At 34.0% G+C, this 16,440-nt stretch carries 16 protein-coding genes and 1 riboswitch; of the genes, 9 read left to right on the top strand and 7 right to left on the bottom strand.

The genetic code is table 11. The annotated features are described in order from the left end of the window. Positions 1–66: 66 nt before the first annotated feature. Both H3R25_RS04705 and H3R25_RS04700 read left to right on the top strand, forming a co-directional pair. The gene (locus tag H3R25_RS04705) at positions 67–204 is read left to right on the top strand and encodes a hypothetical protein (protein WP_198194439.1); all 138 of its coding nucleotides are present in this window, start codon (positions 67–69) and stop codon (positions 202–204) included. 252 nt (positions 205–456) lie between these two features. Continuing rightward, the gene (locus H3R25_RS04700) at positions 457–1,335 is read left to right on the top strand and encodes a phosphotransferase (RefSeq protein WP_198194438.1); all 879 of its coding nucleotides are present in this window, start codon (positions 457–459) and stop codon (positions 1,333–1,335) included. A 119-nt stretch (positions 1,336–1,454) separates the two neighbouring features. Here H3R25_RS04700 and H3R25_RS04695 read toward each other — a convergent pair whose 3' ends face one another. Next, positions 1,455–2,741: a nucleobase:cation symporter-2 family protein gene (locus H3R25_RS04695; protein ID WP_198194437.1), complete on the bottom strand. Its 1,287-nt coding sequence runs from the start codon at positions 2,739–2,741 to the stop codon at positions 1,455–1,457. Next, positions 2,741–3,319, bottom strand: a complete 579-nt coding sequence (locus tag H3R25_RS04690) for a xanthine phosphoribosyltransferase (protein ID WP_198194436.1) — start codon at positions 3,317–3,319, stop codon at positions 2,741–2,743. The genes H3R25_RS04695 and H3R25_RS04690 overlap by 1 nt, the downstream gene beginning before the upstream one ends. Before the next feature lie 80 nt (positions 3,320–3,399). After that, positions 3,400–3,497: riboswitch (purine riboswitch) on the bottom strand. Between the two features lie 156 nt (positions 3,498–3,653). On the opposite strand from H3R25_RS04690, the gene guaA reads away from it, so the two are divergent. Both guaA and budA read left to right on the top strand, forming a co-directional pair. Continuing rightward, a complete protein-coding gene (guaA, locus tag H3R25_RS04685) occupies positions 3,654–5,234 on the top strand; it encodes a glutamine-hydrolyzing GMP synthase (RefSeq protein WP_198194435.1) in 1,581 nt (526 codons plus the stop codon). Between the two features lie 139 nt (positions 5,235–5,373). Next, positions 5,374–6,081: an acetolactate decarboxylase gene (gene budA / locus H3R25_RS04680; RefSeq protein ID WP_198194434.1), complete on the top strand. Its 708-nt coding sequence runs from the start codon at positions 5,374–5,376 to the stop codon at positions 6,079–6,081. Between the two features lie 258 nt (positions 6,082–6,339). On the opposite strand, the gene H3R25_RS04675 is transcribed toward budA, so the two are convergent. From H3R25_RS04675 to H3R25_RS04660, 4 genes are all read right to left on the bottom strand, one after another. Beyond that, positions 6,340–8,433 carry an ATP-binding protein gene (locus H3R25_RS04675; protein ID WP_198194433.1) on the bottom strand — a complete coding sequence of 698 codons (2,094 nt, stop codon included), beginning with the start codon at positions 8,431–8,433 and terminating at the stop codon, positions 6,340–6,342. Beyond that, complete coding sequence (locus H3R25_RS04670; protein WP_198194432.1) at positions 8,427–9,668, bottom strand: DNA methyltransferase; 1,242 nt, start codon at positions 9,666–9,668, stop codon at positions 8,427–8,429. Before H3R25_RS04670 ends, H3R25_RS04675 begins: the two co-directional genes overlap by 7 nt. 310 nt (positions 9,669–9,978) lie before the next feature. Further along, complete coding sequence (locus H3R25_RS04665) at positions 9,979–10,533, bottom strand: NAD(P)H-dependent oxidoreductase (protein ID WP_198194431.1); 555 nt, start codon at positions 10,531–10,533, stop codon at positions 9,979–9,981. Between the two features lies 1 nt (position 10,534). Next, the gene (locus H3R25_RS04660; RefSeq protein WP_074425783.1) at positions 10,535–10,963 is read right to left on the bottom strand and encodes a MerR family transcriptional regulator; all 429 of its coding nucleotides are present in this window, start codon (positions 10,961–10,963) and stop codon (positions 10,535–10,537) included. Positions 10,964–11,314: 351 nt separating this feature from the next. Here H3R25_RS04660 and H3R25_RS04655 point away from each other — a divergent pair, with 351 nt between their 5' ends. Genes H3R25_RS04655 through H3R25_RS04640 form a run of 4 tightly spaced genes read left to right on the top strand, consistent with a single transcriptional unit; the run spans position 11,315 to position 13,863 of the window. Beyond that, positions 11,315–12,169, top strand: a complete 855-nt coding sequence (locus H3R25_RS04655) for an ABC transporter ATP-binding protein (protein ID WP_198187688.1) — start codon at positions 11,315–11,317, stop codon at positions 12,167–12,169. Next, positions 12,170–13,015: an ABC transporter permease gene (locus H3R25_RS04650; protein WP_122035856.1), complete on the top strand. Its 846-nt coding sequence runs from the start codon at positions 12,170–12,172 to the stop codon at positions 13,013–13,015. A gap of 1 nt (position 13,016) precedes the next feature. Continuing rightward, a complete protein-coding gene (locus tag H3R25_RS04645; protein ID WP_109715785.1) occupies positions 13,017–13,469 on the top strand; it encodes a LytTR family DNA-binding domain-containing protein in 453 nt (150 codons plus the stop codon). A 1-nt stretch (position 13,470) separates the two neighbouring features. After that, positions 13,471–13,863 (top strand): DUF3021 family protein, encoded by a 393-nt coding sequence (locus tag H3R25_RS04640; RefSeq protein WP_198194430.1) that lies wholly within the window; start codon positions 13,471–13,473, stop codon positions 13,861–13,863. An 86-nt stretch (positions 13,864–13,949) separates the two neighbouring features. Here H3R25_RS04640 and H3R25_RS04635 read toward each other — a convergent pair whose 3' ends face one another. Beyond that, positions 13,950–15,404 (bottom strand): FAD-dependent oxidoreductase, encoded by a 1,455-nt coding sequence (locus H3R25_RS04635; protein WP_198194429.1) that lies wholly within the window; start codon positions 15,402–15,404, stop codon positions 13,950–13,952. A 107-nt stretch (positions 15,405–15,511) separates the two neighbouring features. Between H3R25_RS04635 and H3R25_RS04630 the strand changes: the two genes are divergently transcribed. Continuing rightward, complete coding sequence (locus H3R25_RS04630; RefSeq protein ID WP_198194428.1) at positions 15,512–16,432, top strand: LysR family transcriptional regulator; 921 nt, start codon at positions 15,512–15,514, stop codon at positions 16,430–16,432. The last annotated feature ends 8 nt before the right edge of the window (positions 16,433–16,440 follow it).

The following is a 16,440-nucleotide window of genomic DNA, read 5'->3' as shown; positions in this document are numbered from 1 at the left end:
CTGAAATTATTTATTTGATTGTTGGAGTTGAGAAAAATGTGAAGGAAAATACTTCTTGATTAGATATTGCTTAAATATGTAAAACATGTTTTGCTTAAATTACCTAAGAATCAGCGCAATTCACAGGCTCAATTAACAGAAGAAGTAATGTTAGTTGCCAAACGATTAATGGAATTGAAAATGACAAATATGGTTCCTGACTAGATTTGGCTTTTCAGCTGGCAGATATATTAGGGGTTACAGTTGACGAATTGTTTATTAATAAGTTGCCAGCGCAATCAATTTAGATACCTACTTTAGTTTCTGCTATGGGTATTATTGAGTTTAGCAATCTAATCATTATAAGTCAGTGGGCTTTTGCCTTTGCGGACTTCTGCCTTGAATGGTAAAAAAATCGTGTGAACTATTTTGAATTAAAAATTATAAAAAGCTATAGAGACTAAAAGAGATATACATATGGAAACTAGAAAAGTTTTACAGGAAAAATTAAAGGCAACATTAACCCAAATAACGCATGAGTCACTAAACAGCACTTTTGTTGGGTATAGTGAACTTTATAAACAAGTGATTTTTGTCAAAGTTTTTTTTCAAGAAGGTAAATTTTTAACCGAAAAAGCTGTTAATGAACAACTTAATTCACGCGTATTAGGCTTTTTTACGATTGAAAATCCGCAGCGCTTCATATTAATAATGAAGGATTGTGATCCGATAGACTTAAAACTACCGCTTACAACCGAATTGGCTTTTGAAATAGGGCAGGAATTGTCAGCTTTTCATCAAAATGTAAAACCATTTGAGGGCATCTATCTTAATGAACAGCTTTTTAAAAAGGTTGAGACGGATGTTAGCAGTCTAAAAAACGTTGTGGTCAAGGACAGACTTGAAGAACTGTTAAAAGCATTTAATCCAATTAAAGCCAAAATTGCACATGATTTATGTGCTTATTCCACGGTAGTACTTCATGGTGATGTTGGCGTGCGCAATTACAAATTTGTCAATGGGAAACTGCGTTTAATCGACTTTGAGCGAGCAAGGAAAGGTGTAAACTATCAAGACTTCATTAAACTGTTTTATCAAGATTTTAATTTAAACAAAAATCTGATTAGCTCGTTTATAGAAGGATATAGGACAAAAGGTGCTAAGGTTGAGATTTTGCCTGAAACACAAGTTTTTCTAATCTTTGTTACAGCAGTTGGAATTATGAAGTACGTGGAAAAAATAGAAGATCAACCGTTTGAAAAGATTGGCGAATTGATGTTAGAAACTTGCACGCAATATTTCAATATGGATTTTGGGAATGAGTCCAAACAGAAATTGAATGCAATAATTGAATAGAGCGTGAGCTATTTTGGTAATTAAAAAAGGCATCTTCGACTTAGAAGATGCCTTTTGGCGCGAACAAAACAATTTTAAGGGAAAATAATTGTTCACATGATATTTGCAGTTTGATTTTTCTATTTTTCCTTTGACTCACCTCCCTTCAATAAAAGATTTAGAAGTGTAGCGGATAAACTGGTGATAACAATTCCGTTACTTAAAAATAATTGAACTGTTGCAGGTAAGTTCTTGAAAAATTGTGGATAAATAGTGACGCCAAGTCCTAAGCCAACTGAAATTGCGATGATTAGGATATTATTATTGTCACTCAAATCCACTTTTACAAGTGTTTTAATTCCTTGAACGGCAATCATGGTAAACATTACCAGCATTGCACCACCTAAAACAGGAGTAGGAATAATAGTAACTAGTGCACCAATTTTTGGTAACAGTCCCATAGCCATTAACAGGCCAGCTGCCCAATAAATTGGCCTTTTTGTTTTAATACCTGACAGTTGAAGTAGTCCAACGTTCTGTGAAAAGGTAGTGTACGGAAAAGCATTAAACAAACCACCAAAGATTTGTGCTAATCCTTCTGCACGATACCCCTTTTTTAAATCTTCTTCAGTTACATCATGGCCGATTAGGTCACCTGTAGCAAAGAAGACACCGGTAGACTCAATCATTGAAACTAATGCGATAATCATCATGGTCAAACTGGATGACCATTCGAATTTCGGAACACCGAAGTAGAATAACTGTGGTAAATGAAACCAGGAAGCTTCTAAAACTGGTGTCAAGGACACTCGTCCCATCAAAGACGCAATTACGGTCCCGGCAACTAAGCCAATAAGAACCGAGATTGACCGCAAGAAGCCCTTGGTCCAGATTTCTAATGCCAAGATAATGAGCATTGTGCTAAAGGCCAATATCAGGTTTTGGCTACTACCAAAGTCTTTGGCACTAGCATTGCCACCACCCATATTTTGAACGGCCACAGGGACCAGCGTAAGACCAATAGTAGTGATTAGAGTTCCTGTAACCACTGGTGGAAAGTACTTCTTGATTTTTGCAAAAACGCCAGAAATCAAGATGACAAAGATTCCAGCAATGATAATGGCACCATACATATCGTTAATCGAAAACTTTTGACCGATCATTTGTAAAGGTGCAACCGCTTGGATGGCACAACCCAAGATTACTGGGAAACCAATACCAAAATATTTGTTTCGCATGAGTTGTAGTAGTGTTGCAAGCCCACACATAAAGATGTCAATTGAGACAAGATAAGTCATTTGTTCTGCGTTGAACTTTAGCGCGGTTCCAATTAATAATGGAACGGCAACTGCACCAGAGTACATCGCCAATAGGTGCTGTAGACCTAAAATAGCTGCTTTTTGGTGACTAACTTCTTCTTGCTTCATTATTTTTCGTCCGCAAATTGAACTTCACCGTTAGCTAAACTAGCGATATTTGCTAAGGATTCTAGACGATAGCCGTGTTCTTTAATCCAGCTGCTACCACCTTGGAAAGTTTTCGCAACCACGATACCAATTCCAGTCACATTAGCCTTGGCTTGATTAGCAATGTTAATCATTCCCTTGACTGCTTCGCCGTTAGCCAAAAAGTCATCGATAATCAATAAGTTGTCGTCTTCATGTAAAAATTTTTGTTCTACACAAATTTGATTTGTGGTTTTCTTGGTGTAGGAATATACGTCAGCCCAGTAAACCGCATCATTAAGTGTTGATGGTTTTTTCTTGCGGGCAAAAACCATTGGCACATGAAGTTCGTATGCTGCCATTACTCCGGGAGCAATACCAGAAGCCTCACAGGTTAATACTTTTGTAACTCCGCTTTGATCAAACAGACGAGCAAACTCCTTGCCCACAGCCATCATCAGCTCTGGATCAACCTGATGATTCAGAAAAGAATTAATTTTTAGTACATCACCAGGTAGAACCTCACTGTCTTGACGGATCCGATCTTCTAAAAGCTTCACAATTTCCTCCTTGAAAAATAAAAGGGCCTTCTCTACCAAAACTATGATAAAAAAGACCCTTAAGGCAGCTTGCGCTGAATTAATTGTTATTGTTTATCCATAGTTCAGAATTTACGGTTCTGAGTAGAGACTGTCGACCACATTACGACAATATATAGATTAATATTTACTTGTTGAGTGAATTCTAACAAACCAAATTAAGTTGTGCAAGGTGAAGTTAAAATTCAGAATTTTAAACAGCATCGATCAAATATAGTTAAATTGTACAAGTGAATTTCCAGTGAAAAAAGTAGTTGACCAAAGAGACAATTCTTAGTACAGTTTAAATAAATTCATGTTTTTTAGAAGAGGAGCTCGGATATCTGTGAAAAAAGACATTCACGATTTTGATGAAATTATCGTTTTAGATTTTGGTAGTCAATATAATCAATTGATTACCAGGCGCTTGCGCGATTTTGGGGTTTATTCTGAGCTCCTACCGCATGACATCAGTATGGAGAGAATCAAGGAAATTAATCCAAAAGGGATTGTTTTTTCTGGTGGTCCCAATAGTATCTACGGTGAAAATGCACTTAAGGTTGACCCAGCAATTTTTGACTTAGGGATTCCAATCTTAGGTATCTGCTACGGAATGCAATTAATGTCGTACTATCTGGATGGTAAGGTTGAAAAAGCTGACAACTCCGAATACGGTCGTGCAGAAATTGAAGTTGAAGATTCTAGCAACGTTTTATTCAGTGACTTACCAAAAGAGCAATATGTGTGGATGAGTCATGGGGACCTAGTAACTGGGGCTCCTAAGGACTTTGAAGTCGTTGCTTCAAGTAAAAACTGTCCGATTGCTGCGATTGCAAACGATCAAGCCAAAATGTATGGTATTCAATTCCATGCCGAAGTGCGCAACACACAATATGGTCTCGACATTTTACGTAATTTTGCTTTTAAAGTATGTGGTGCCAAAAACGATTGGTCAATGACCGACTTTATTGACTTACAAGTTGCAGAAATCAGAAAAACAGTTGGTGACAAAAAGGTCATTCTTGGTTTATCCGGTGGGGTAGACTCCAGTGTGACCGCAACACTTTTACATAAAGCAATCGGAGATCAATTGACTGCAATTTTCGTTGATCACGGGATGCTGCGTAAAAATGAGGGTGACGAAGTAATGGCAGCCTTAAATCGTGATTTGGGTGTGAACATTATTCGTGTGAACGCTCAAGAACGGTTTTTAAATAAACTAAAAGGTGTCACTGATCCGGAACAAAAACGTAAAATAATTGGTAAGGAATTTATCGAAGTATTTGCTGATGAAGCTAAGAAAATTAAGGATGTTGATTTCTTGGCTCAAGGTACCCTTTACACTGATGTAATTGAAAGTGGAACTAACACAGCACAGACAATTAAGTCGCACCACAATGTAGGTGGTCTTCCTAAGGACCTAAACTTCAAGTTGATTGAACCATTGCGTAAGTTGTTTAAAGATGAAGTGCGCGAATTGGGCGAAAAACTAGGTATTCCACACGATTTGGTTTGGCGTCAACCATTCCCTGGACCCGGTCTTGGTATTAGAGTTCTTGGCGAAGTAACAGAAGACAAACTAAAAATTGTACGTGACAGTGATGCTATTTTACGTGACGAAATTAAAAAGGCAGGACTGCAAGAAGACGTATGGCAATACTTTACTGTTTTACCTGGAATTAAATCCGTTGGTGTTATGGGTGATGGCCGTACTTATGACTACACCATTGGTATTCGAGCAGTTACTTCAATTGATGGGATGACAGCAGATTTTGCCCGTCTGCCATGGGATGTTTTGCAAAAAATCTCGACTAGAATTGTCGATGAAGTGCCAAACATTAACCGCGTCGTCTACGATGTAACGAGCAAGCCACCTTCAACAATTGAATGGGAATAAAAATAAACAATCTGGACTTATTAAGTTAAGCGCTCATTGGTATTAAACCGATTTGTAAAAACTAATTATGTTCCGATTGTTTTTTGCTTTCTGGTGATTAAGAAATAAAAAATCTAAAAGGATGGAGTAGTGAAATAATATGGCAAATACTTTATACCAACACGGCACAATGCAAATGTTAGTTGAAGGTTTATTGGATGGCACAATGCCGATTGAAGATTTATTGACACATGGAAGTATTGGCATCGGCACTGGTGATGGTGTGGATGGTGAACTCGTTATTTTAAACGGTGTTGGCTATAAAATCGATACGAGTGGTAAAGCAGTTGAATTACCAAAAGATTTTAAAGTAACCTATGCAGATGTTTGCAATGATAATTATCGTGAATTTAAGCAATATCAAAATGTTGAATTAGAGCAAATGCTTAATGATGTTCTTGATGTTAATAATGGCCAAAATCAGTTTTTTGCTATTTTGACTAAAGGAGTTTTCCAAAAAATTAGAACCAGATCATCTAAAAAGTCGCAAAAGCCCTATCCATCTTTAGGAGCGATTGCACAAAATCAGGTTGAATTTGAGGCAGAAAATATTGCAGGGACAATGATTACTTTCTACACTCCTAAAGTTTTTCAAGGTGTGGGAGTTTCAGGCTTTCATAACCACTTTTTAGCTGATAACCTATCATTTGGTGGACATGTTTTAGCCGCAACAATGAAGGATGTCACTGTCAGCATTCAACCAATAGAAAATTTTGAATTACATTTACCAGTAAATAGTCAGGAGTATTTACAAGCTGACTTGAACGATACGAGTAGTCTGGATAATGTAATCTCAAAGTCAGAATAAGTATCAATAAAGTAAAAGTTATTACTAGTTGGGTTAGTGACTATAGCCTATAAAAATAAACAGTATTTATACTAGTTAAAGCGGATTTTTTATTTTAACCAGTGCAATTAAATAGTAAAAGACCACCGAGTTCCGGTGGTCTTTTTTGATAAAACTAATAAGTTGTTTCTAGTAGATAAGAAGAATAGCTCTAAACTCTTAAAATCATAGATTATTCAAAATAATAAAGATATTTATGATAATAAAAACTTATGTTAATTATATACGATTATTTAATACGAAATTTAAATACGAAAATAAGAACTTTATACAAGTTTTTCTTGTTTCAACATCATTTTTTGATAGTATCCTTGTTCCTGAATGTGTATATATATTTAATACATCAATCGTAGAAATTTTATTTTCTTCATCCAATATTAGTTTATAAGATGATTCAAGTGATTGTTTAAGCCTTTTATCTTTGATGTTGTCTAAAAAACTATCCTTGGCATATTCTTTAGACAACACTTTTTCTAGCTTTTTCTTGAGTCCTGGATCGTCTTCTGAAAATGTTATTTCTAAAGCTTTAACAATTTCTACTACTGTCACTTCAACAAATGTCCTAATTGAAGAAACAAAAACTATATCCATATTTTTCATGCAATACACTTTATTTATTTGGTTTTTAAAATTTAATAGCCACGGTAATTTGTCGCTTTCGTCAACTAGCGATTCTATAAAAAATTTTGTTTGCTTCGAGATTCTATTTTTGTTTGTGGCATTAATTTGAATTTCATAAATTTTCGTCTCATTTGTGGTTTTATCTTTATATGTTTGAGTTAATGTATATAATTCAGAACTATTAAAAGTAATAGTTTGATTTCTTTTATCAATACTTGCATCATTTTCAGGGGAAATATCTAAACTTAGGGGTTTAACTCGTGATCCACCCTCGGAATCTTTTAAAGTGATTAATTCGTCATATGTATAGGCAAGACCAGTCGAAACATTAATAGGTGTTTCGGTTAGACTGTCAGTAGAATCTTCAACCGAGCTGTCATTAGTAATTGCTTTAGCTGGGGTGTCAGTAAATTCTCCAACCGAGCCATCATTAGTAAGTGCTTTAACTGAGGTGTCAGTATAGTCTTCATCTGAGCTGAATAAATCCATCTGAGATGATGCTTTATTGTTTTTACTTACTGAAAGAGGCATGTGTTTAACTGTATCACTGCCTTTACTTATAAGTAATCTTAGTTTTTCTTGGAACATTCTTGAAAGATAATTAGTAAACGATTTTAAGTATTCGTAATTGAGAGACTCATTAATTTTTGTTCTATCAGGATTAAATTGTAAAATCCTGTCATTAGACAGGTAAATAGTTATAATTCCAGTTTGTTGTCTAAAGACATATTTACTACTACGAGAAGCATTAATTTCTGTGTTATAAATGTTATTGTCTTCAAACAGAGAGTCATTTATATATACCAATGGCTTAATTCTGTTGTAATCACTATAGTAGTATACTCTAGGAGCATTTTTAGTTTTTATCTTTGTGTTTTTAAAACTGTAAACATTTATAGAAATGTTAATTTTAAAATCTTCTCTTTTTATTAACTTAAGATATTCTGGATCTCCCTCAAGAATACTATATGGATATTCTTCATTATCGTAAATTATCCGATAATGAAGATAGTTTTGAATGGAAGAATACTTGAATTCTGCAATCTTAGTAGATTCAAAGTCTTTAGTAGGGTTCTTGTCATTAACTACTTTTACTCCATTAATTACAATATTTATTTTAAAATTGGAATCATTTATTATATTAGAAAGTCTTGAAGAGGTTCCATGGTCATTCATTGTTTTTCTAAAGATTCTTATAGTTTCAGAATCTAAATCTTTTATTATTATTTTTGTACCATTGAAAGTAGAAGAACTTTTCTTATGAAGTGGAATATCAATCGTACTAATATTATCTTCTTTAATAATTTGAGTTAAATCTAAACTAAAATTATATACAAAATGCTCTTTGGGCACGGAAGTTTTTACTTTTACTTTGTTTCCAAATTTAAATACAGAAAAAAAACCTATTCCTTTTTCACCAGAAACGTATCGATTATTAATCTTCTTACCAAATTTTTTTTCGCTTTTACTTATTGTCAGTAAAGACGTGATATTCTTTTCTGTCATTCCACAGCCATTATCTGAGATGACTAATTCTGCACAATCGCTATTAGTATCGTTAAGTTCAATATTCACTTCAGTAGCTTGTGCCTCATAAGAATTTTTAATAAGCTCTTTTAATGCGAATTCACTACTTGGTATTTTTTGTGATAGTTCTGTTATAACGTTTCCAGCTGCCTGAAGCTTTACCATTTGTTTCCCTTTCTGAATACAAGAATCTTTTCTTTACTCATAGATTTGATTTTTTTGTTTATTTTAGATGTTCTTTGTGGGGTTTGACGAAACAGAATATTTCTTGAGAATTCATCAACTAAATTAATACCTTTTTTTTCGAACATTTCGATAGTCAGTTTATCTAATGGCTGAGTCTCATTATCAACTACTCTATTACCTACAGTAAAAATGATTAATCCGTCTTTTTTAATTATTCTTGAAAGTTGTTTTACGATTTTCCAATAATCAGAAATGAATTTTCTGACCTTTTTTTGCTTAGACGAGTCTATGCTGTTAATGTATTGCTCTAGGGTTTTAGATGAATATGCATATTCATCTGCTTTTGCTCCGCCAAGGCTTAGAGAATCAATAGCGGAATAATTTGATAGTAGTGAATCTAAGTTTGAACTTTCTAAGTCATTTTTATCAATCCATTTCAAGAATAAAATGGAAGACTGTCCATAAGTAACAGTTGTTGCATTTTCCCCATATGGAGGCGAAGTACAAATCATGTCAACGGATTCAGTGGGAATTTTTGAACATATGCTTATAGAATCACCCGAGTATATATATGAATTAGGTAATTTCTTTTGAGGCAAAAAAACATGTTTTTTTGACAATACTTTTTCAAATTCACTGTATATATCATTAGGTATGCTTTTAATTTGATTTTTTGGCTTTTGATATAACTTGAACGTGGAGGTGCGATCATTGCTATGAGTGTATATTACTTCAGACATGCAAACCCATAGGAATTTTCTAATCCATGGATCAGACTCAGACATAATTATATTTCTAATCTTGCTTAGGCTTTTGATAATATCCGGTCTAAACCATTTTTTAATATTACTAAAGTTATGAATCGGGAATCTAAAATCTTCACTTTCAATTTTTTTATGTATTCGCATCATAACCTTGTTCCATTTGATATCCGAATAATCATGTGTTTTAACTTGAGAAAGTAAAATTGCGTATGGATTTAGGTCAATCCCGATTACTTCCATATCTAACTTTTGTGCTTCTACTAAAGATGTTCCAGATCCAGCAAACGGATCCAACATTATTGAATAGCAATTTTTTTTCCAGTCTTTCATAAGTTTTAATTGCATTTCTGGAACCATCGTAGCAGGATAATGTCCTAGTGTATGAAGATCAGTTCGGAAACTTCCTTTATAATCCCAAAAATTTGATTTATTATTGTTATCTTTAGTCAAGGCACACCTCAAACGTTGATTTAAATTTTAAGTACTATTAACAAGATATAGTAATAGTTCAAAACGAAATGACATTTCTATTATATCATCGATATATGTATCTAGATTAAATTTTTATGTGACCGATTTAGTTTATCTCCCTGAAACTATTTGAAAAAGATTTATATATTATATGGGAATTGATTCATGAAACATGTTTCTGCTCCTAATGCAGAATTGCTGTTAGCTATTTTTATGTGCAAAAGTTTTTCACAGAGAAAGATGCTTTTATTTCATACATAAATAGTATTACTATACTCAACGATGACAACTAAGAGATTCTTTCAACATAGTCAAGAAACTTGTTTCTGTTTTTATCACTCGTTTTTGTAATGTTACCCAAGTGAACCCATTTTACATTCTTCAAACCCATGTCTTTAAATACGCGTTTTCGTAAAGTTCTGATTGGATTACCAGCAAAGTACTTTATATACCATTTAGGTGATTCAGCAGTTGTTATTAAAATTGTTTCCTTAATATTATTTAGAGTCCCAACTAATCGACCACTTTCTTCACGATAAGAGAAACCTTTTAACATTACTTTATCAAGGAACCCTTTATATATTGCTGGAAGTCCATACCACCATATTGGGGTTATTATAATTAACTTATCAGTTTGCGATAAAATGTTCTGATATTTTCCTACAAGTGGATCAGCAAAGTTTCCTCTTGAAAATCCGGCTAAGTCGTTGGAAAGCATGGCAGGGTTGAAGTTATCTTCAATCAAATTAATTACGGTTGCATTTGTCTTTTCTTTTACCCTTTCTAGGATTGCATAGTTATAACTTTTTGGATATGGATGGCCAATTAAGACTGTTGTGTTCATTCTATTTTTCCTTACTTATCTTTTTAAAAATCAAATCAATTTGGTGTTCCAGTGCAAGCTTGTTTTGAGTTGTGGTTTTAGCAATTGCTAGCGGCTGCAACATGTCTAATAACGCTACGATTTTTTGATAATTATTAATTTTTTCCAGTATTTCATTCTTTTTCTTTGAAATTAAGTTGTTTGTTTCTCTGATACATTGATCCTCCATAGTAGGATTATTATTTAATGTCAGCAATGCTTTAATTTCTTTAATAGAAAAACCGGAATATTTCATTACTAAAATTAATTTCAGTTTTTGCTCGTCTTCCAGACTATATTCGCGATAGTTATTATTTTTTCGCTGAATATCTAACAGACCTTGTTTTTCATAATATCTAATAGTTGAAGCGGGTATGTTTAGTCTTTTTGCGATTTCCTTTATTGTGCTCATTAGCTTTATCTACCTCCCGATTAAGAGATTAACATTGAACCTAAGTTTAAAGTCAATGCTGGTTTTAAGAATTGATACTAAGTGGGGCAAAAGTAATCTAAGTACGCTGTCAAGTTAAAAAGACAGCCTTTTGGTTGTCTTTTAGATTTACATATTTTTTTAAAGCCTTTAAATTGATTGTAAATAAATTGATTTTAAGTATTAAAGGTGCTGACCATAAATTTGGCTCGCACTTTTTTCATGCCTTAATTTTAGCTTCTTGTGATTACTATTTCGCCTCTTATTACCAAATGCGCTACAAATTTCGTTTTCGCTAGTATGCTTAATTTAAATTGAAGAAGAGGTGTCGCTATGTTAATTGAAACGCAGGAGTTAACTAAAAAATTTGGTGATAAAATTGCCGTTAACAAAGCTAATATTCAAATCAAGCGAGGACAATTAGTGGCGTATTTGGGAACAAATGGCGCAGGCAAATCTACCACAATAAATATGTTAACAGGACTATTAAAACCAACTTCGGGAATCATTTCAAAAGCTTCAAATCTTAAAATAGGGGTAGTTTTCCAAAATAGTGTTTTAGATAATGCTTTAACAGTCAAAGATAACCTTTATTTAAGAGCTCAGATGTATCGCAATTATTCGCCAGATTGGCTTGAACATCTAATTGCTTTGATGGATATCAAAGAATTTTCAAATCAAAAATTTGGCACTTTATCAGGTGGACAAAAAAGGAGGGTAGACATTGCTCGAGCACTGATTTGTAAACCGGACTTGCTCTTTTTAGATGAACCAACTACAGGGCTTGATATTCAAACCAGAATTGTTATTTGGAACTTATTGACCAAATTGCAACAACAGCAAAACCTAACTATATTTTTGACAACTCATTATTTAGAAGAGGCAGAAAATGCTGATCAAATGTATATTTTGGAAAATGGTCAAATTCTTGCAAGTGGTTCTGCAGCAGAAATCAAGACAGAATTTGCCCCTAATAAACTAATTCTTACTGTAAATGACACCGAAATTTTACAGGCTAAACAAAAAGTCATTCAGTTCAGTCACAATCAGGTTGAAATTGATTCATTATCTCCTCAAGAAGCAATTGGAATTTTAAAAACTAATCAAGAAAATATTACTGATTTCTCGTACCGCAAAGGAACAATCAATGATGCCTTCCTTCAAATTACCGGAAAGGAGATACATTAAATGTTTGCTTTATTTCGTAGAAATTTGAAAATTTATTTCTCTAACATTCCTGGTGTATTCATGTCATGCCTAGGTGCACTGATTTCCTTCTTTATCTATATTGGCTTTTTGCAAAATAATTTAAAAAGCAATTGGCAGCAATTACCTCATGTGACTAAGATGTTGGATTTATGGATGATAGCAGGTATCGTTGCAGTTTCTGGCATTACTACGGCTTTTCAAGCTTTGGGTCAACAAGTAAGTGATCGCGAAACTCGAGCTGAGGCCGATTTTGAACTGACAGGAATATCACGCTTTGCAGAAAATTTTGCATATATTTTATCCGGTATAGTAGTCAGCTTTTTTATGCAAATCATCACTTTTGTTGTGATGGCAATGTACTTTTCATTAGTTGATCATATTACGATTCCTCAATCAGCCTATTTACCAGGACTTTTGTATATCTTGGTAGGTGCGATTGCAGCAACTTTATTAGACGAAATAATCGTGCTTTTCATGCATTCCAGCACTACTTTTAGCAGACTTTCCGCCGTTTTAGGAGCTGCTGCTGGCTTTGCTGTAGCGACTTATTTGCCATACGGTATATTGGTCTCCCAAGCACAAAGTTTGGTAAAATTAATACCAAGTAGTTATGAAGCAGCTGCTTTAAGAGACTTTTTACTTAAACAGACATTGGCAGATCTTCCAACTCATGTAAAAAGTCATCTTGTTTATTATTTGGGAATACAATTTAAAATGGATAGTTGTCGACTAAATAATATGCTTGTTTTGCTATTAATGATTGCAATACTAATTTTGGTAATTGGATTGCTTTCTTTTATCACTGATAGAAGGCGCAATAAGTAAAGTGAAAATTGAATTTAAAACAGATTCGACTTTAGACGAACAAGAAATTGAAGTTGAAATTAAAGCAGCTCAAAAAAGTGAAGCAGTTAATAATTTAATTAGCTATTTGCATAAATTTGGCAAAAAAAGATATGATCTTTTACCAATTAAAGTGGAAGACTGTATAGTAACAATTAAGCGTACAGAAATTATTAAAGTAGAAATTCAAGCAACAGATATTACGTTTTATACTACTGAAAACATAATAAAAACAACTGGTCGATTATATCAGGTACTAGAAAAACTGGGTGATGGCTTTATTCAGGTTTCAAAACACGGCATTATTAATATCAATTTTCTGGAATCGATAGAAGTAGGTTTTTCAGGAAATATGATTGCACTTTTAAAAAACAATCTAAAAGCTGACGTTTCTAGACTGTATTTGCCTGCATTAAAAAGAGAGTTAGGTCTTTAAAATGAGAAAATTAAGTAATTTCATTAACTATTTCTTTACTGGTATGGGCTTTGGTGCAATTGCTTATTTGATAATACTTACCTTTGCTTTCCCAGGTGTTCCTACTAGTCCCTTAGGTGTTATTTCTGTTTTCATTATTTCTGGGTTAATAGGTATTTTATCTATGATTTTTGCAATGGATATACCGCTTGTTATGGCCTTTAGCGTTCATTTGCTAGGAACACTTTTACTGGTTTTAATAATGATCTGGATAAATAATTGGCCGATTAATTTTTGGTTGATTGGTGTCTTTGTATTAGTTTATATTGTCGTTTGGCTAATCGTTATTTTGTCACAGACGCAGACTGTAAAAGAAATTAATTCCAGTATTAAAAAAAGAAATTCCAAAAAATAAAATTTACTTTTGATATATAAAAGCCAGAATCTTTCAGTGAAAATTTCTGGCTTTTTAAATTTACATATTTTGTTTTTTTAAATAGATTATCCTTTGAGTTGATCATAAATAATATTTGCAACATGTTTGCCGGAGTAAAAGACAAAGCCTGCTTCAGTACCTGGCATGTTAGGACCATAAGTATCACCAATTAGCATCCCCGCAGCGTCATTGCCTGCAGCGTACAATCCATTAATTGGTTTACCAGCTTTATCAAGTACTTCATGTTCAGTGTTAGTCTTCAAACCGCCCATCGTACAGAAGGCACCGACACCTAACTCAATTGCATAGAAAGGACCATTTTCTACTGGAATCAAGAAATCAGACTTTTTACCAAAATCGGTATCTTTACCAGAATGTGCTAATTCGTTATAGTGCTCAATTGTCTTTTCAAGATCCTCTAGTCCTACCTTTTCTGCTAATTCATGAATTGAGTCAGCTTTAGTTAAATAAGGAGCCTTTTCATCAAATGCCTTTTGCATTTCTTCTTTAAGATGAGGCAATTTAGTGTCGTGGTAGTCCCAAGTTCCCATTTGTTTGTACAATTGATCGTCTGTTAAATGATCAATTGTGCTCTGATCAACAATTGTAAAAACTTTACCCTGGGTGCATAGTGCATTGCCAGCTAAAGCAAAGTTATCAACAACTTCTTCATTAACAAAACGATCACCATTTTCATTAACCCATAGAAGTGATTGCTGATCGGCTGCACCGTTAAGTTCGGAATAACGGTAAACGTAGCCAGGCTTAGTGTGATCTTTTAAATAGCCACCGAATAGCATTGCTGTCCCCATAGCGTATTTTTGAGCGCCAGCGTCCCAAGCGAGTTTAAGACCATCACCAGTATTTTTCTCTGAGTTAACAGGGATAATCTGTTCTGCATCATAATGGGTATCGTTCTTAATCATATCTTCATTGTTTAAGTAGCCACCGGTAGCCAAAACAACAGCTTTAGTTGCAACAGTCTTTTTCTCATGATTGCTTAAATCTTCTAGTTCAACGCCAGTTACATTGCCTTTACTATCTAAATTAACTTTAGCAACTGTGGTTGAGGTAATGACATTAGTCCCTTGTTCCTTAGCCTTTGGCTCTAAAACATCATGAATGACTGATTTGCCTAGTCCTTTGAATAAGTGCCATGTGCGGTAGCCGCTACCTAAAGGAGCAACATCTAAGTACTCAACACCAAGGTCTTTTAACCACTTAATAATATCTGCTGAAGCATCAATATATTCTTTCCAAACTTGAGTATCAGCACGATAATGAGAATATTCAAGTTCTTCGTTTAAAACATCTTCTTTAGTTAAAGCAACATTGTGTTCTTTTTGTAAGTAAGAATCAACTGCAAAAGCACCCTCAATGTATTCACCACTACCACCAGTATTACGGCCTTTTTCTACGACCAAAGTTGAAAGGCCGCGATGACTAGCTTGGTAGGCAGCAGTAAAACCTGCAGCACCACCACCAACGATAACGACATCATATTGTTCATTAGTTTTCATTATTAAATCTCCTTTTTCTTTACACAAAAAGTATAACCGCTTACAGAAGTAATGTGGTATAGTGAATTTAGTCACGAGTAGGACATAAAAGTACGGGTGATAATAAAATGGATAATGAACAATTAAAGGTATTTTTAGCGGTAGTTCAACAAGGAAGCTTTGGTAGGGTAGCTGAGCAAAAGTTTGTGACACAACGAGCAGTATCGCGCCAAATTTCACGTCTTGAAACTGAAATTGGAGTAAAATTGTTTAAGCGATCGAATAATCATATTACTTTAACTCCTGCTGGAAAGTACTTTGCAGAGCGTGCTCAGGAGTACTTGAATAATTTTGATTCCACCGTATCAGAATTGAAAAATATTGCTAAGTCAGTTGAAGAAACCCTTTATATTGGCTATTTTTCCATTTTTGATGCTTTTATTATGGAAAAGGAAATTATTAACTACCAAAAATCAAAATCACAACCACCAATCAGTTTTTTTACGACAGAAGAAAGCGTTGAGCACAGTTTAGCTGATCTTGCTCTGAATAAATTAGATTGTGCGTACATTAATCACTACGGTAGTTACGATATTCCACAAGCCGATTTGTATGAATATGTGCCTGTTTATTCAAACGAAATGGTTTTGGGAATTAGTAAGCAGAACAAGCTGAGTGAAAAAGAGTATCTTGATGAAGACGACTTAGTGGGACAAACCTTGTGCTATTACAGCATTGAAAATTCCGACTTCATGCGTAAGACCTTTGCAGCAACGGTTGATGAAAAAATACGAAATTATCAAATTGAGCGTGTGTCTTCAATTGAGCAGTTGATGACGAGTACGGCGCTAAACCAAAGTATTGCATATATTCCTCGCGGTTTAATCGATCAGATTATGCAGCCTGATCCTGAAATCGTATATCGCCACTTCCGATCAAAGCAAAAGAATCAGAAATACTCAATGCAGTTAATTTATTTAAAGACCAATAAATCGAAGGCACTCAAAAGCTTCGTTCAGTCAATCAAGAACTTTAATCTGCAAAAATAAAAGGCTTT

This window comes from Lactobacillus sp. M0390 (assembly GCF_016102085.1).
GTDB classification, from domain to species: domain Bacteria; phylum Bacillota; class Bacilli; order Lactobacillales; family Lactobacillaceae; genus Lactobacillus; species Lactobacillus apis.
Note: the sequence above shows the minus strand (reverse complement) of the source record. Positions and strands in the feature narration are given on the sequence as shown.

Bases quoted from the DNA above. Each gene is read 5' to 3' on its own strand.
- H3R25_RS04700 (WP_198194438.1), top strand. From the start codon at position 457: ATGGAAACTAGAAAAGTTTTACAGGAAAAATTAAAGGCAACATTAACC.
- H3R25_RS04695 (WP_198194437.1), bottom strand. From the start codon at position 2,741: ATGAAGCAAGAAGAAGTTAGTCACCAAAAAGCAGCTATTTTAGGTCTA.
- guaA (WP_198194435.1), top strand. From the start codon at position 3,654: ATGTTTTTTAGAAGAGGAGCTCGGATATCTGTGAAAAAAGACATTCAC.
- budA (WP_198194434.1), top strand. From the start codon at position 5,374: ATGGCAAATACTTTATACCAACACGGCACAATGCAAATGTTAGTTGAA.
- H3R25_RS04675 (WP_198194433.1), bottom strand. From the start codon at position 8,433: ATGGTAAAGCTTCAGGCAGCTGGAAACGTTATAACAGAACTATCACAA.
- H3R25_RS04665 (WP_198194431.1), bottom strand. From the start codon at position 10,533: ATGAACACAACAGTCTTAATTGGCCATCCATATCCAAAAAGTTATAAC.
- H3R25_RS04660 (WP_074425783.1), bottom strand. From the start codon at position 10,963: ATGAGCACAATAAAGGAAATCGCAAAAAGACTAAACATACCCGCTTCA.
- H3R25_RS04655 (WP_198187688.1), top strand. From the start codon at position 11,315: ATGTTAATTGAAACGCAGGAGTTAACTAAAAAATTTGGTGATAAAATT.
- H3R25_RS04650 (WP_122035856.1), top strand. From the start codon at position 12,170: ATGTTTGCTTTATTTCGTAGAAATTTGAAAATTTATTTCTCTAACATT.
- H3R25_RS04640 (WP_198194430.1), top strand. From the start codon at position 13,471: ATGAGAAAATTAAGTAATTTCATTAACTATTTCTTTACTGGTATGGGC.
- H3R25_RS04635 (WP_198194429.1), bottom strand. From the start codon at position 15,404: ATGAAAACTAATGAACAATATGATGTCGTTATCGTTGGTGGTGGTGCT.
- H3R25_RS04630 (WP_198194428.1), top strand. From the start codon at position 15,512: ATGGATAATGAACAATTAAAGGTATTTTTAGCGGTAGTTCAACAAGGA.